This window comes from Mucilaginibacter sp. HD30, assembly GCF_054061755.1.
Map to the genome: position 1 here is coordinate 2,162,929 of NZ_JBSSEO010000001.1, position 14,399 is coordinate 2,177,327.

A 14,399-nucleotide genomic window follows, 5' to 3' on the forward strand; every position below is an offset into this window, starting at 1 on the left:
ATTGTAAAGGCTTCCTTGTAACTTGCATTAATTAAAAAACTGCATTATGGAAAAGCTGCATTTTAAAACATTAATTAACGCGCCACGCGAAAAAGTGTGGAGCGTATTGCTGGATGACGCTACTTACCGCGAGTGGACATCGGTTTTTATGGAAGGTTCACGCGCTATAACCGACTGGAAAAAAGGCAGTAAAGCTATATTCACCGACGAAAGTGGCATGGGGGGTATGGTATCGCGGATTGAAGAGAACATCCCCAACGAATTTTTATCTATTGAACATTTAGGCGAACTAAAAGATGGTGTGGAAGATACCACAAGCGAAAAGGTACAGCAATGGGCCGGCGCACACGAAAATTATACCCTCAAAGAAATAAGTGGCCAAACTGAGCTACTTATAGATTGTGATATGGCCAATGACTACGTAGATATGTTTAAGGAAATATGGCCAAAGGCACTTAACAAGGTCAAAGAAATAGCTGAAAGATAATAATACCTAACCTAATAGCCCCGCCTTTTGCAGACGGGGCTATCCAATTATTTAGGCTCAATATCGCGCCTGTTCTCAAATTCATCATCCAGGCCTAACCGCTCTTTATCTGTTATTTCAACAGGGCCTGGTTCTGCATTCTGGTATTGCCCGTCGTTATCTGCCGTACCTTCCTGGTAGTTATTTTCACCATCCGGCGTAAAGTTGCTATTTTCAGGATGCTCCTCGGCTGGTTCTGTCCGGCCGAAGTAGGCGTTAGAGTATCCTGCATTGCGTGAAGGGTTATTCTCATCATCACCGGATGGGGTTACATTATTTTCTCCAAAGCTTTCGCCGCCCATAGGTTGCCCTTCGCGCACCGGCTTGGTTTCGGCATCGCCAAATAAATAACTACGTTTAAGGTCCTTTTCTTCTACCCCATCCTCATCTTTAACTACGTAGGCATTGGCTGCATCATTGTTTTGCGGCTCATCAATAGGATTAGCGGCAGGTTCGTTTTGTTCTTGCTGATCCTCAAAATCATTCAAAAACTCGTCGTCTTTATATTGCATATGTTTTTCTTTTATAGGTTGTTTAGGTATAGCAAATGCGCTGCCAATATTTATAAACGGCCTGTAAAACAATTAAGTCTGTTATTCATTTAGTAAACATGATAACAGTAATAGGAATTTTTGCTGACCCTTCACTTGCTGAACAAGCGGCAGATTATTTAGTAGCCAACGAGTTTGAGGATGAAAATGTTGACCGCCATACTTACGACCCGACAAGGTCTGCGGAGGACCGGATAGACGGCTTGTTTAACCACCTGTACGAAAACCAGGACGAAGCTGAGCACTATGCATCATTGGCAAGAAGCGGCACTGTAATTACCGTACACGCCGCATCAACGCGCGAAGCGCAGGAAGCTGTTGATGCCTTTAACAATCATGGCGCGGTAGATGTAGACGCAAATGATAACAAAAGCCTGCTGATTGAAAAGATAGTGGTGCCTGAACTTAGGTTAAGAGGATAATTCCCACAAGTTTTATTGACAAGTATTTTCCGCAATGAACAAAGCGTGAATTACGCGGTTATATGCTGAAAATACTTATAAGTTGAAAGCAGAACTGAATAATACCATAGCCATTATCGGCGGCGGACCGGGCGGTTTGTTTATGTATAAACGACTGGTGGAAAACTTCACACCCGGACTTGAAGTACATATTTACGAAAAGAACAATAATCTGGGCTGCGGAATGCCCTACAGCCATGATGGCGCGGCCGATGAGCACATTACCAATGTATCCGGTAATGAGATACCCGAGTTGGTTACCACGGTATCTGAATGGATTAAAAGCGTACCTAAAGACACGCTGGACAAATACAATATCGATCCTGAAAAATTTAACGAATATAAAGTACTGCCAAGACTGTTGTTTGGGCAATACCTTAATGCGCAGTTTAAAATGCTGCTTAAAAAAGGCAAAGACCTGAATATAAACACTACTGTTTATTACAACACCACGGTGAGTGATATTATAGATAAGCCGGGGAAAGATGCGGTGACCGTTGTTACTGATAATGGCGAATATGAATACAACCGCGTCATCATATGCAGCGGGCACTTATGGCGCAAAGGCAAAGAAGATGCGGTTTCCGGCTGGTTCGACTCGCCTTATCCGCCTCAAAAAATAGCTTTACAAGCTAATTACCCTGTAGCTATCCGCGGTGCGTCATTAACCGCTATTGATGCTATCCGTACACTGGCCAGGCACAACGGCCGGTTTGAAAAAGATGATAAAGGTATTCTTCGCTTTTATGTAAATGAGGATAGCTCGTATTTTAGCATAAAAATGCATACCCGTAACGGTTTGCTGCCTGCTGTACGCTTCCATTTGGAAGACAGTCATTTGGGTAAGGATACGGTGTTAAGCGATGAAGAAGTAAAAGCCAACCGCGAAAAAAACGACGGCTTTTTGTCGCTTGATTATGTTTTTGAGCAAAATTTTAAAGCTTACATCCGCAAGAACGATCCCGCATATTATAAGAAGATAGCCGATCTGAACATGGAAAAGTTTGTTGAACTTATAATGAGCGAACGCGAAGAGCAGGATCCGTTTGATCTGCTAAAAAAGGAATACGTTGAAGCGCGCGAATCAATTATCCGTCATGAATCGGTATACTGGAAGGAAATGCTGGCGGTATTAAGCTTCGCGATGAACTACCCTGCAAAATATTTTTCGGCGGAAGACATGCTGCGCCTGCAAAAAACGCTAATGCCGTTAATATCTGTAGTGATAGCATTTGTACCGCAAAGCTCGGCAGAGGCGCTGATGGCCCTGCATGATGCCGGCAGGTTAAGCATGGTAACGGTAGGCGAAGACAGCGAAGTTGTACCGCATGAAGATGGCGGTGCCGTGTACAGTTACATGGACGGGCAAGGCCACAAACATGAGCAACATTATAATTTATTTATTGACTGCATAGGGCAGCAGCATTTGGCCTTTAACGAAATTCCTTACCGCAGCCTTGTCGAGAATCATACAGCCAGTCACGCTACTATACGCTTTCGTGATGCCGCCGTGGGTAGTGATTGGTTAAATGGTGGCGACAAGCCGGTTATAAAAGGCACCGATGATGAATATTATTTAATAGTGCCGGGCATGGCTATAAATGATCATTTTCAGCTCCTGGATAAATTTAACGCGCTTAACGACAGGATCTATGTTATGGCTGTGCCGCTGATAGGCGGTTACAACCCGGACTATTCAGGACTGGATTTTAGTGAGGCAGCTTCGGCAGCTATAATTGAAGCCATGAAAGGTGATAAACTGGCAAAAGCATCCTAAGTTTCAAGATATGGCTGAATTAAAACTTTTTATGGTGTTATTAGGATCAAAGGCGCGGCAGCGTAATGTTGAGCAGCACGATTTCTTTTTTGGCATTGCCCATGAAATGCACGAACTGATACCCCGCATGCGCGATTTTTGGCCCGAAGCCGGCAGCAGTCTGCATATTGACGGTTGGCGCGAGGTAACGCAAGTGGAGGGTTTTAGCGTAAATGTTTTACCTAAAACTTCTGCCATTAACAACAACGGAAAGCGTCTGTTCTTTGTAAACCTGGGTGGCTACATAAGCGGCAAACTCGAGGAGCAGCACTATACGCTATTAACCGTGCAAGACGACCGCAAATGGGCTGTAAAAGCCGCCACCACTACAGAGTTTTTTAAAAGCAATACCATTAAGGCTATTAAAAGCGCCGCCGCTCATATAGACGAAAAATATGGCATAGATGTAGACGAGATCTACCGCATTGAAGACCTGCTTGGCAGCTATGACAAAGCCTTATATCAGATTGAGCTTACGCATGCACCTGACGGCCAACCTGATGCTATCCATCTGGGCTATTTAAAGCTGGACAAAGTGCACCCATAGCATCTTTTTAAAAATAGAGTCGAACAAAAAACGTGGCAGACTCGTTGTTTTATAAAGAACACGTGTTATGAACCAGGTAGCAAAAACATTTATATCCGGAAGCGCAGGTACACTCATTATGACGCTCGGAAGCGAATTAATGACCAAAATTGCCGGCGAAAATTTTAGCGAGCCGGACCATTTAGAGACCATGATAAAGCGCCTTGCCCCCACTTTATCCAAACAAGCCAAAATTATAGCCGGCTGGGGCGCTCACTTTACCATGGGTATTATATTTGCAGCTATTTATGTGGAACTTTGGGAAAACCGGGAAATAAAACACAATATAACCAACGGCATTATACTGGGGGTATTAAGCGGCTTGATAGGGTTATTAATATGGAAAGGTACTTTTAAAGCGCATCCCCTGCCACCCTGGTTAAATTATACAAAGTTCTATCTGCAACGTATACCGGCGCATGTTGTGTTTGCGGTAGCAACTACGCTAACCTATCGTTTAATTAAAAAGGCAGAAGAGCAGAAAGAGGTAACTGCGGCGCCATCCTGGAATACCGGAGGCGCGGGGACATTCAGGCGGGTAAAAGCGCGTGTATAATACCAACATCCTCGGTTCATCACCGGCTATTGCTGTGTAACCTACTTCCCAAACGGCACCAAACCATTTAATTGACGGTAAACCGGGTAATCATTCAACGGCGCTTTTGCCTGGTGAAAGTTTTTACAGTAATACACTTGCAGATGCTCTTCAACCACCCCGCCGCGAATGATGGGGATATCGGCCAGTTGGGTAATGCTATCAAAAAAGGGTGTGCCGTCGCGGTATATGGTTTCATCGTAAGCGTTTGCCTCGCCAATAACAATGGCATCTTTGCCCAATAATGTTTTTGGGTCCACTAAAAAAGCCAAGTTACGTGCATCGCGGTTAAAGCAAATAATGGGTTTTTTACCCTTCAACGCCCAATCTACCTTGCCGGCCAGCCACCAGCGGGGGCTGCCTGCAAAAATTTTGTCATTATTTAGCCAGCCCTCTTTTTCAAAACGGGTCATTACCTCATCATAATCAACGCCTTGTATGGTGGGGTCTACCTTGCCGCCGCCCAGGCTTGCCACCCATTTAGGGCCGTAACTTTGCCAAAAACCCGTAACCAAGTGCAAGCCAAGCACGCTGATTGTTATTACTGTAAAGTAGATTGAGAAATTGAGCCAGCGGCGGGTTAATTTCTTTCTGTTTACATCAGTGCCTGTCAATGCCTTGTCAATGGCAAACCCTAATGGCATAAACAGCATCATGTAACCTGGTGCCTGCCAGTGGAAATGGTATTGAAGATCGGCCCATAGGGTAAGCACCGTGAAGAAAACAATGGGCAGTACCGACATCCAGAAGTTAAAGCCATATTCGGGTTTAGCGCGCTCTTTCCATGCTATAAATAATTGCCTTACCGTGGGGAACCAGATCCATGGCAGCAGCCATGCAGCCTGCCCGCCAATGCTGCGTAAAAACCAATCAAAATGCCATTTAAAAGCCTGGTCTCGGGTACCGGCGCGCTCGCCTTGCCACACAAACGATACCCAGTTATTATTGTAGTTCCACCAAATTACCGGGAAAGCCATAAAAATGGTAATCAACACAGCTATATATGGCCCCGGGTGCTTAAGCCAGTGCAGCTGATTCTTGCGGGTACATACAAATAAAAAGACACCAGCGAACATAAACAACACATGGTATTTGCTCAGGGTTGCAAGGCCCAAACAAATGCCTGTCAATATCCATAAACGGTATATTTTGCCTTTGTCGGCTTTAACATCAAGTAGCCGCTCCTCGCCTACACCCATCAGTTTAACCAGGTACCAGGTGGCGGCCAGCCAAAAGAACATTAAAGGCCCGTCCGGCTGAAACCACACGGCGGTAGCTACTGTAAACACCGCGCTTAAATTCATTACTACTACCGCCCAAAAGCCTGCTTTGGCATTAAATATTTTTTGGGTGATGATAAACAGCAACCAGCTGGTACCCGCGAACAGCAAAACAGTTGGAAAACGAATGCCCAAATTGGTAAGACCCAGTAATTTTATGCTGATACCACCCAACCAGAAAAACAAGGGCGGCTGATCAAAATAACTCCAGTCGAAGTGCAACGCGCCGCGGAAATAATAGGACTCGCCGTTGCCCAGGCCAGTATAGGCGGCTATTAGCAGGCGTATAAAAAAGGTGATTGTTATTAGCGTTATGGTAAACGAGCGGGCATTCGCTTCCGTTAATTTTTTCATCAACAGCGTTGTTTTTTGACGGGTGCAAGGTCATGATTTTTTTTTAGAAAACCTTGGGGGAATTAGGGGTCGGTATACGCCAGCCCATGCTTGTAAGTTGGACGCAAAAAAATTTAAGCGCCACCATGGTAATCTAAAGACTTTTTTTGCCCAATTAACAATAGTTGAAGAGTAATTTAAGCGGGACGCTTAAATTGGTTGTATCCAAGCGGGACGCTTGGATAGGCGGATAAATACCCACTACCGGAGTTTTTTATACAAACTTAATATCCCTAAAGACAATCCCACAGCAAAAGCGATGTCCATTATCAGGCTTCCAAATCTAAACCATTTCGCAACACTGCAATCTTTGCACTTACCCCCGGTATCCTGCATAAAAGCTATAGGGAATCCCAAACGCGTAAGACCATCGCTTACTCCGCTGAAATTGCTTGAAAGAATTGTCGACAGTACAAAAGTCAATATGGATAATGACAACAACCACTTAATATTTATAGTACCCATTTTATTATATTCTCAATAACTCCGCCCGTCCAAGCTTGCAGCTTGGACGCACAAAAATTTAAGCGTCCCGCTTAAATTATAACGAATATATTATTAAATTGAGCAAAAAAACAATCCTCGCCCGTGTCACGGAATGCATCATCTGACGAACTTTATTTTGTCACTTTAACCGTAATTGATTGGATAGATGTTTTTACAAGGCGCTACTACTGTGATTTTATAATTGAAAATCTCGCATATTGCCAAAAACATTTGGGTCTGAATATATATGCTTATGTAATAATGACCAACCATATCCACTTAGTTGCCAATGTTTCGCAAGGATCGCTGGGTAATGTGTTAGGCCGGTTTAAGAGCCATACATCCAAAAAGCTTTTTGATATGATTGCAAACAACGCGCAGGAAAGCAGACGCGATTGGATAATAAAAGCTTTTGAACGCGCCGGGAAATATAATCCATTAAATGAAGGCCATCAGTTTTGGCAAAACGGCAATTATCCTGTTTCACTTTACTCTCCTGCTGTGATCGATCAAAAAATAGATTATGTTCAAGAGAATCCGGTTAGAGCAGGATTTGTTGGCTCATCTTATGAATACTGGTATAGCAGCGCTAACCCGGAAAGTCCGTTAAAAATAATTGCTTAGTTAATTTAAGCGGGACGCTTAAAATGGGTGTATCCAAGCGAGACGCTTGGATAGGCGGCGTTAATATATATACAGAAATCAATCAGTACTTTAGCGCCATCGCATTAAGTTATGTGCGTTATTAATTTTTATCCCCGTGAAATCTTTTCTCCTATCGCTCATAACCTTATTAATGCTAAATACCGCGTACGCGCAAAAGCATGCTGTTACCGACCGGCAAGCAGCAAAATTTACAGCCTATTACAATGCGGGTAGAACAGATAGTTTATATGAGCTTATGGCTGATGATGTGCGGTCAAAGCTTACTGTACCCGCGTTGAAGGTAGCCGTGCAACAGTTGAAAGGCGGTCTGGGCAACTTGGTCAAAAGCGAATTTTATAGTAATCAGCAAGGATATACAGTGTACCTGGCCACGTTTGAACGCTCGGGGCCAGTTTTGTATATCAGCTTTGATATTGCCAATAATGTAGGTGGCTTTTTTGTAGATGTTGACAAACGCGAAACACCCGGCAGTGTTACGGTTAAAACCAGCAGCGCGGTGTTAAAGGGAACGCTTATGGTTCCTGAGGGATCAAAGGCTGTGCCCGTGGTGTTGTTAATAGCGGGCTCGGGACCTACTGATCGCGATGGTAACTCCACCCTGATAAACGGAAAGCCAAATTACCTGCTGCAGATAAGCGAGGCGCTTAAAGCTAAAGACATTGCCGTATTGCGTTATGACAAGCGCGGCGTGGGCCAAAGTACCACTACCAAACCTGCCGCGGAAGTAAGTTTTGACGATATGGTTGACGATGCGGCAGCGATGATAAAAATGCTAAAGGCGGATAAGCGGTTTACCAAGGTTATTGTTGCCGGACACAGTGAAGGATCGTTAATAGGCATGCTGGCGGTTGAGGCTGCAAAAGCGGACGCCTTTATATCGTTGGCTGGCCCGGGCGTTCCTGCTGATGTAATTTTAAAAACACAGCTTAAAGCCGGTTTTTCTGCGAGTGATTATACAAAGGCGGTTTCGATAATTGATAGTGTAAAGGCAGGTAATTTTACCAAACAAAAAATGGACCCGGCGTTTAATTCGATCTTTAACACCGTGGTGCAGCCTTATTTGTTTTCATGGATGAAATATGATCCCGCAAAAGCTATTAGCAAACTAACGGTGCCGAAACTGATAATACAGGGCACAAATGACATACAAGTGGCCGTAAACAATGCAGAAACGTTAAGAAACGCAGCACCTTCTGCACAGTTTAAGCTGATAAATGGCATGAGTCATATCTTAAAACAAGGCCCTGCGGATATACAACAAAATGCAGCTACCTATACCCTACCCGATCTGCCGCTGCACCCTGAGTTGGTACCGGTTTTGGTGGAGTTTATTAATCGGTTAAAGTAGAGGGTTTGGTGTCCCGCTACGACTGTCTCATCAGGCAAAAAACATCACTGTTTAGCATAACTGTAAATCAACGCGTTAACTACAATTCACAGCTAAATTTCCTGACGAATAAGTAGTCCCAACTCGTCCCGCCGAAAAACCGGAAAATGCTTACTGCCGACTATTTACTACAAAGAGTGTCCCGGTTGTCCCAAAATGTCTCGCGCACGCGTGGGACAAACACAAGCGTGTTCAGACCTTATTTAAGGGAAGCGTAAAGTAAAAGGTTGATCCTTTATCTAACTCGCTTTCCACATTGATCTGCCCCTTATGGTGGTTGATGATCTCGGTAGAGATGTAAAGCCCCATGCCCAGGCCACTGGCGCTATAGGTTTTATCTTCCACCCTGTAAAAACGCTCAAAGATCTTTTCGCGTTGCTCGGCCGAGAGGCCAATTCCTTCGTCGGTTACCGATACGCGTACGTTCCCATCTGTGACTTTCCCCTCAATCATTATCTTGCTTCCGGTTCTTGAATACTTAGCCGCGTTGCTTACCAAGTTGTTCATCACTTGTTCTAACCGTTCAGCATTGCCGTATACGGGCAATTCCGCAGCTATGTTGTGTTCAATTGTGTATTCGGGGTACATCTGGATGGCATTCTCAACACCCGCATTCAACATTTCCGCAAGGTTGATATCAGCCATTTTATACTCTAATCTCCCCGCCTGTATTTTGCTTACATCCAGCAGATCATTTATCAAATGCTGCAGCTTGACAACAGCGCTATTAGCCTTGGCTATATATTGCTTAATTACAGCCGGCACCTCTTCTTTTTTGTACATCCCCATTAGCTGGATGTAACCTTTTAAACTTGTAAGCGGCGTTTTCAATTCATGGCTGGCAATACCAATAAACTCGTCCTTCTTGTCCATGGCTTGCTTTTGTTCTTCAATATCGGTAGCGGAGCCCACCCAAAACAAGATTTCGCCATCCTCATCCAACAACGGAATACCCCGATTAAGGTGCCAGCGATAAGTTCCGTCTGCCCGCCTGTAACGGTTTTCAAACTCAAAGAACTCGCCTGTGCGCATGGCTTTATAGTAGTGATCTTCGGTCAATTTCAGATCGTCCGGATGGATAACGAACCTAAAACTTTCATATACACCCGGCACGGGCTTAGTACCCGTATAGCTATACCACCGTTTATTGTAAAAAGTGATTTTACCATCCGGGGAATTTGTCCAGGTCATCTGCGGAATGTTGTCTGTTAGCAGTCTTAGATGTTCCTTGCTAATTATCAGATCTTTAGTTCGTTCCCTAACGGTTTCCTCTAACTCATCGTTTAGCTTTTGTGTTAGCAGTTGCGCCTCTTCCAACTGCCCAAACTGCGTCTCTAACTGCTTTTGATTTTGTTTCTGGATGCTGAGATCAGTAATTATTAAGCTTAAAGCCGTTCCACCGTCAAAATCCATCGCATTACAAGACAGCAAGCACGGAATGCTAATAACGTCGCTACCGATAGACACTTCGGCTTTGCAATCCTGCTTCCAGCTACTGTTTATTATATGAAAAAAGGTAGCCTTATCGCCAATTACAAAATCAGCGAAATTGAAACCTATTACTTTTTCTAAAGGCTTGCCAACCAGCTCGGAAAAACGCGAGTTGCTGTAAAGAATTAACCCTTCCTTGTTTAAAGTTACCGCCCCCTCATTCATTTGCTCAATAAAAACCCGGTAAGTTTGGTCGGCGCTTTTAAGAGTGTATAATTGAGGGCCGTCTTCGTTTTTTACAATTAAGGCATCAACCTGCCCGCTACGGATAGCATCAATAGCATCATTTGCTTCTTCTAACTGCCACCGTAACTCCTTGTTCTCGTTCAGCAGCTGTTGGTATGTGGGTTGCTGTTCCATGGGTGATCAAGGTGTTATATTAAAATATCTATATAATTTTTGCGTGTCAGACATATCCCCCACCAATCTTCTTTTAGTTTCTGCTGCATTCCTAACTAACAAAGGCAGGGCTATTATTTGTTCTGTTTCTGCAATAGCGGGCTGCTGGTAAACGTCAATAACTTCAAGCGTATAATTGCCTTGTAAGTTTTTTTCGCAAAAAGCTATAAGATTATCAACCGCACGCGTAGAGTTAGGCGCTGCCCCAGTAATAAATAAACGCAATTTATACGATATTTTATCGTCGTTTCGGCTGCTACCTTCCTGTAACCACTGGTTTGCTTTCATCGGCTATGCAGGGCGAATATTTAGCCCTACTAATACTTTTTCTTCGTTAGATAAATCGCCAATTATTTTTCGGATCGGCTCGGGTACCTTTCTAACCAATGTTGGTATTGCAAAAATCTGATCGCCCTCTGCCAACTGTGGCTTTTCAAGCAGATCAATTACTTCTATAACATACTGCCCTTTTAAATGTTCTTCGCAATATTTTTGAAGATTAGTTAAAGCAGTAACAGATTTAGCCGTTTTACCGGCAACATACAGCCTCAGTTCCCACGCTTTTTTTGATTTTACGGGTGTCATTTATTTTTTACCTTTCTTTTTAGCAGGAACCTCTGCCAATTCATTATCCTTATTTTCGCGGCGCAGTGCCATCACCTCTCTGCGGTTCTTCTCCATTATTTCTTTTTTCAGTTCTTCTTCAAGATAAATCTTGTTTAGCTCTTCCTCAACCGATTCAAACTCGGTTTGCAGGCTGGAGATCTTAGATTCCAAGACTTTGCGTTTACGGGTCACTTCGCGGTCTTTACGATCCAGTGCGTAATCGCGCAACGCCTTACCCGTATGTTCCTTAAGTTGTTCAGCTTCGCGCGCCGAGCCTGTCAACACGCCATCCGGGCCTAAATAAACATCCACCAGGCTCAGGCCGGTATCGGTAATCAAAAATTCGCGAACTTGGTTGGAGTGCTTCATGCCGCGCGATTTCATTACATACATACCGCGGTTACGCTCGCCGTTAAACTCTATGTCGCGCACCAGCAGCCAGGCATCAACTAATGATGATACCCCTTCGTCTGTCTGCTCATTTACTATTGTATTTAATGACAAAGCCGTAAACATCACCGTAATTTGCTCTTCCATTAAAAAATCAAGCAAACGTACCAGCATTGATTTAACCTCGCCTACTGAACCAATTGTAATAAGGTTGGTTATGGGGTCCAGTATCACAGTATCCGGCTTAAACTTGCGAATATGCTTATGCATGGCAACAAGATGCATCTCTAACCCGTACAGCGTTGGCCGCGATGCGTGGAAATGCAATAACCCATTATCTAAATATTGCTGTACATTCAGACCGATAGATTTCATATTTCTGACGATCTGTTTTGGCGATTCTTCAAATGAGAAGTAGATGCACCGGTCGCCACGCTTACAGGCTTGCGCAGCAAAGTAAGACGCTATACTGGTTTTCCCTGTTCCGGCGGTGCCAGATACAAGGATACTGCTTCCCTTGTAAAACCCTTTCCCACCTAACATTTGATCAAGTCCCGGAATACCGGTTGACACACGCTCCGTTTGCACATCCTTAGCCAAATGCAGCGACGTTACCGGCAATACAGAAATACCTTCTTCATCAATTAAAAAAGGATATTCGTTTGTGCCATGTACTGTACCACGATATTTTACAATGCGCAGGCGGCGGGTTGATATCTGATCTATAACGCGATGATCCAACAGTATTACGCAATCAGACACATATTCTTCCAAACCGTGCCTTGTAAGCTTTCCATCTCCCCTTTCGCCCGTTATAACTGCTGTAACGCCTTTCTCTTTAAGCCAGTGAAACAGTCTTCCTAATTCGGCCCGAAGGATGCGCTCATTGGTTAAGCCCGAAAAAAGGTTTTCAATGGTATCTAATACCACACGCTTAGCGCTGATGCTATCAATGGCATGCCCTAAACGGATAAATAAACCTTCCAGATCGTATTCGCCGGTTTCTTCAATTTCGGTGCGTTCTATATGAACGTGGTCAATCCTTATTTTTTTATCTGTCTGCAGTTTTTTTAAATCAAAGCCTAAAGAGGCAACATTCATGGCTAATTCGTCGGGCTTTTCCTCAAAGGCCATAAACACGCCAGGCTCATCAAACTCTATTGCTCCGCGTATAATAAACTCCATAGACATTAGCGTCTTGCCACTGCCCGCGTCGCCGCATATAAGTGTTGGCCTGCCTGTCGGAAATCCGCCACCTGTTATTTCGTCTAAACCGATAATACCTGTGGCTGATTTGGGCAATGTGCGATATGAAGTGACCGAACCTTTCTTTTGGGATTTACTCATGCGATATTTTCTTATTACTATAAAAATATTATTTTCTTTTATAAATAATTAAGAAAATAACTTAAAACTACATAGGTGCTTACGCCTGAGGGCTTTAATTTGATTTAGCAGTTTAACACGCCTCTGATAAAGGCACGGAAGGTAAACAGGAAGCTTATGATATTGTTTGTGGCACTATCGCACTTTATTTAAATATTAAAGGTTAATATAATAATTTAAAGCAGAGCAAAAATTATATGAAACATTGGATTAGCCCGATGAAAAAACAAAAAAAATAAATGGGCGAAGAAATATTGTTTACCTTGGTTGATAGCGCATCAATATTAAACGTTATCAGCAATTTAGTGAACAAGTTAACAGTTAATTTCTTTAACAGAAAGCCGCGTGCAGGTTCAAACTTTAGTATTGAATCAATATTTGCCAATTTAAAGTTACAGTTGCAAGATAGGGTGCATATAAATGTGTTTACCTGTAGTTGGTACAACGATGGTTACTTTAGTAAACTACTTAATACAATACAAGCAGCGCTGCGACAGAATAACGGCATCAACCATATTACCGGCGAGGTGCATTTCCTTGATATTTTAATGAAAGGGAAACGCACCATTTTAACTATCCATGATTGCGCCATGGTGAACCGAAAAACCGGCGCGGCGCAAAAACTGATCAAATGGTTATACCTTGATGAGCCGGTAAAACACGCGCAGTGGATAACCACAGTATCAGAAAACACCAAACAGGAAATAATTAAATATACCGGTTGCCCGGCAGAAAAAATTAAGGTAATCCCGGTAGCTGTAGATACTCACTATCAGCCTTCTCCGAAAACTTTTAATAACGAAAAGCCGGTAATTTTACAGGTAGGTACGGCCTATAATAAAAATATTTTCAGACTCATTAGCGCTTTAAAAGACATGCCGTGCCGGCTCAGGATCATTGGAAAATTAGAGGATTCACATCTGCTTGAACTTAAAAATAATTATATTGATTACGACAATCAATATAATTTAACCGATGATGAACTTTTGCAGGCATATAAAGATTGCGATATGCTTGCCTTTGTATCTACAAGTGAGGGCTTTGGTATGCCCATTGTTGAAGCTCAAATGATAGAACGCCCGGTAATTACATCCAATTGTTCTTCTATGCCAGAGGTTGCCGGTGATGGCGCATGTCTGGTAAATCCACTTGATGTAGCTGACATTAAAAAAGGCATACTTCGCATTATAAATGAGCAGCCGTATAGAGAACATCTCTTGGCTCGCGGCCGGTTAAACCGGAAACGCTTTGAACCCAACCGGGTGGCCGAACAATATTATAAACTTTATGAGTCTGTATGGTCTACCATGGATAAGGCTGACTAATAACGCCCGGTAAACCGTATAAACATTAACAAAAAAAACATTTGCTATTGCGCAA

The 14,399-nt window shown here is 43.3% G+C and carries 15 protein-coding genes; 8 read left to right on the top strand and 7 right to left on the bottom strand.

All coding sequences use genetic code 11. From position 1 onward, the window contains the following. Positions 1-46 precede the first annotated feature (46 nt). Complete coding sequence (locus ACVW2L_RS10445) at positions 47-487, top strand: SRPBCC family protein (protein ID WP_457127906.1); 441 nt, start codon at positions 47-49, stop codon at positions 485-487. 47 nt (positions 488-534) lie between these two features. On the opposite strand, the gene ACVW2L_RS10450 is transcribed toward ACVW2L_RS10445, so the two are convergent. Continuing rightward, positions 535-1,038, bottom strand: a complete 504-nt coding sequence (locus ACVW2L_RS10450) for a hypothetical protein (protein ID WP_457127907.1) — start codon at positions 1,036-1,038, stop codon at positions 535-537. 98 nt (positions 1,039-1,136) lie between these two features. Here ACVW2L_RS10450 and ACVW2L_RS10455 point away from each other — a divergent pair, with 98 nt between their 5' ends. From ACVW2L_RS10455 to ACVW2L_RS10470, 4 genes are all read left to right on the top strand, one after another. Beyond that, a complete protein-coding gene (locus tag ACVW2L_RS10455; RefSeq protein ID WP_457127908.1) occupies positions 1,137-1,499 on the top strand; it encodes a hypothetical protein in 363 nt (120 codons plus the stop codon). An 82-nt stretch (positions 1,500-1,581) separates the two neighbouring features. Beyond that, the gene (locus tag ACVW2L_RS10460; protein WP_457127909.1) at positions 1,582-3,315 is read left to right on the top strand and encodes an FAD/NAD(P)-binding protein; all 1,734 of its coding nucleotides are present in this window, start codon (positions 1,582-1,584) and stop codon (positions 3,313-3,315) included. 10 nt (positions 3,316-3,325) lie between these two features. Next, positions 3,326-3,901, top strand: a complete 576-nt coding sequence (locus ACVW2L_RS10465) for a DUF1543 domain-containing protein (RefSeq protein WP_457127910.1) — start codon at positions 3,326-3,328, stop codon at positions 3,899-3,901. Positions 3,902-3,968: 67 nt separating this feature from the next. Then, positions 3,969-4,496, top strand: coding sequence for a hypothetical protein (locus tag ACVW2L_RS10470; RefSeq protein WP_457127911.1), 528 nt, complete (start codon positions 3,969-3,971; stop codon positions 4,494-4,496). Between the two features lie 41 nt (positions 4,497-4,537). Here ACVW2L_RS10470 and ACVW2L_RS10475 read toward each other — a convergent pair whose 3' ends face one another. Continuing rightward, positions 4,538-6,169, bottom strand: coding sequence for an ArnT family glycosyltransferase (locus ACVW2L_RS10475; protein WP_457127912.1), 1,632 nt, complete (start codon positions 6,167-6,169; stop codon positions 4,538-4,540). Positions 6,170-6,409: 240 nt separating this feature from the next. Beyond that, the gene (locus ACVW2L_RS10480; protein WP_457127913.1) at positions 6,410-6,673 is read right to left on the bottom strand and encodes a hypothetical protein; all 264 of its coding nucleotides are present in this window, start codon (positions 6,671-6,673) and stop codon (positions 6,410-6,412) included. A gap of 123 nt (positions 6,674-6,796) precedes the next feature. Here ACVW2L_RS10480 and ACVW2L_RS10485 point away from each other — a divergent pair, with 123 nt between their 5' ends. Together ACVW2L_RS10485 and ACVW2L_RS10490 are read left to right on the top strand one after the other, a co-directional pair. Continuing rightward, positions 6,797-7,318 (top strand): REP-associated tyrosine transposase, encoded by a 522-nt coding sequence (locus ACVW2L_RS10485; RefSeq protein WP_457127914.1) that lies wholly within the window; start codon positions 6,797-6,799, stop codon positions 7,316-7,318. Between the two features lie 136 nt (positions 7,319-7,454). Beyond that, positions 7,455-8,708 carry an alpha/beta fold hydrolase gene (locus ACVW2L_RS10490; protein ID WP_457127915.1) on the top strand — a complete coding sequence of 418 codons (1,254 nt, stop codon included), beginning with the start codon at positions 7,455-7,457 and terminating at the stop codon, positions 8,706-8,708. 231 nt (positions 8,709-8,939) lie between these two features. Here ACVW2L_RS10490 and ACVW2L_RS10495 read toward each other — a convergent pair whose 3' ends face one another. The 4 genes from ACVW2L_RS10495 to kaiC are packed head-to-tail and all read right to left on the bottom strand — an operon-like array spanning position 8,940 to position 12,980. Further along, the gene (locus ACVW2L_RS10495) at positions 8,940-10,598 is read right to left on the bottom strand and encodes a PAS domain-containing sensor histidine kinase (RefSeq protein ID WP_457127916.1); all 1,659 of its coding nucleotides are present in this window, start codon (positions 10,596-10,598) and stop codon (positions 8,940-8,942) included. Between the two features lie 6 nt (positions 10,599-10,604). Then, the gene (locus ACVW2L_RS10500) at positions 10,605-10,925 is read right to left on the bottom strand and encodes a circadian clock KaiB family protein (protein WP_457127917.1); all 321 of its coding nucleotides are present in this window, start codon (positions 10,923-10,925) and stop codon (positions 10,605-10,607) included. 3 nt (positions 10,926-10,928) lie between these two features. Then, positions 10,929-11,222: a circadian clock KaiB family protein gene (locus ACVW2L_RS10505; protein WP_457127918.1), complete on the bottom strand. Its 294-nt coding sequence runs from the start codon at positions 11,220-11,222 to the stop codon at positions 10,929-10,931. Continuing rightward, positions 11,223-12,980: a circadian clock protein KaiC gene (kaiC, locus tag ACVW2L_RS10510; RefSeq protein WP_457127919.1), complete on the bottom strand. Its 1,758-nt coding sequence runs from the start codon at positions 12,978-12,980 to the stop codon at positions 11,223-11,225. Positions 12,981-13,258: 278 nt separating this feature from the next. On the opposite strand from kaiC, the gene ACVW2L_RS10515 reads away from it, so the two are divergent. Further along, a complete protein-coding gene (locus ACVW2L_RS10515) occupies positions 13,259-14,344 on the top strand; it encodes a glycosyltransferase family 4 protein (protein WP_457127920.1) in 1,086 nt (361 codons plus the stop codon). Positions 14,345-14,399: the final 55 nt, after the last annotated feature.

Excerpts from the sequence above, each read along its gene's own strand:
- ACVW2L_RS10445 (WP_457127906.1), top strand. The coding sequence starts at position 47 with ATGGAAAAGCTGCATTTTAAAACATTAATTAACGCGCCACGCGAAAAA.
- ACVW2L_RS10450 (WP_457127907.1), bottom strand. The coding sequence starts at position 1,038 with ATGCAATATAAAGACGACGAGTTTTTGAATGATTTTGAGGATCAGCAA.
- ACVW2L_RS10455 (WP_457127908.1), top strand. The coding sequence starts at position 1,137 with ATGATAACAGTAATAGGAATTTTTGCTGACCCTTCACTTGCTGAACAA.
- ACVW2L_RS10465 (WP_457127910.1), top strand. The coding sequence starts at position 3,326 with ATGGCTGAATTAAAACTTTTTATGGTGTTATTAGGATCAAAGGCGCGG.
- ACVW2L_RS10470 (WP_457127911.1), top strand. The coding sequence starts at position 3,969 with ATGAACCAGGTAGCAAAAACATTTATATCCGGAAGCGCAGGTACACTC.
- ACVW2L_RS10475 (WP_457127912.1), bottom strand. The coding sequence starts at position 6,169 with ATGAAAAAATTAACGGAAGCGAATGCCCGCTCGTTTACCATAACGCTA.
- ACVW2L_RS10480 (WP_457127913.1), bottom strand. The coding sequence starts at position 6,673 with ATGGGTACTATAAATATTAAGTGGTTGTTGTCATTATCCATATTGACT.
- ACVW2L_RS10495 (WP_457127916.1), bottom strand. The coding sequence starts at position 10,598 with ATGGAACAGCAACCCACATACCAACAGCTGCTGAACGAGAACAAGGAG.
- ACVW2L_RS10500 (WP_457127917.1), bottom strand. The coding sequence starts at position 10,925 with ATGAAAGCAAACCAGTGGTTACAGGAAGGTAGCAGCCGAAACGACGAT.
- ACVW2L_RS10505 (WP_457127918.1), bottom strand. The coding sequence starts at position 11,222 with ATGACACCCGTAAAATCAAAAAAAGCGTGGGAACTGAGGCTGTATGTT.
- kaiC (WP_457127919.1), bottom strand. The coding sequence starts at position 12,980 with ATGAGTAAATCCCAAAAGAAAGGTTCGGTCACTTCATATCGCACATTG.
- ACVW2L_RS10515 (WP_457127920.1), top strand. The coding sequence starts at position 13,259 with ATGGGCGAAGAAATATTGTTTACCTTGGTTGATAGCGCATCAATATTA.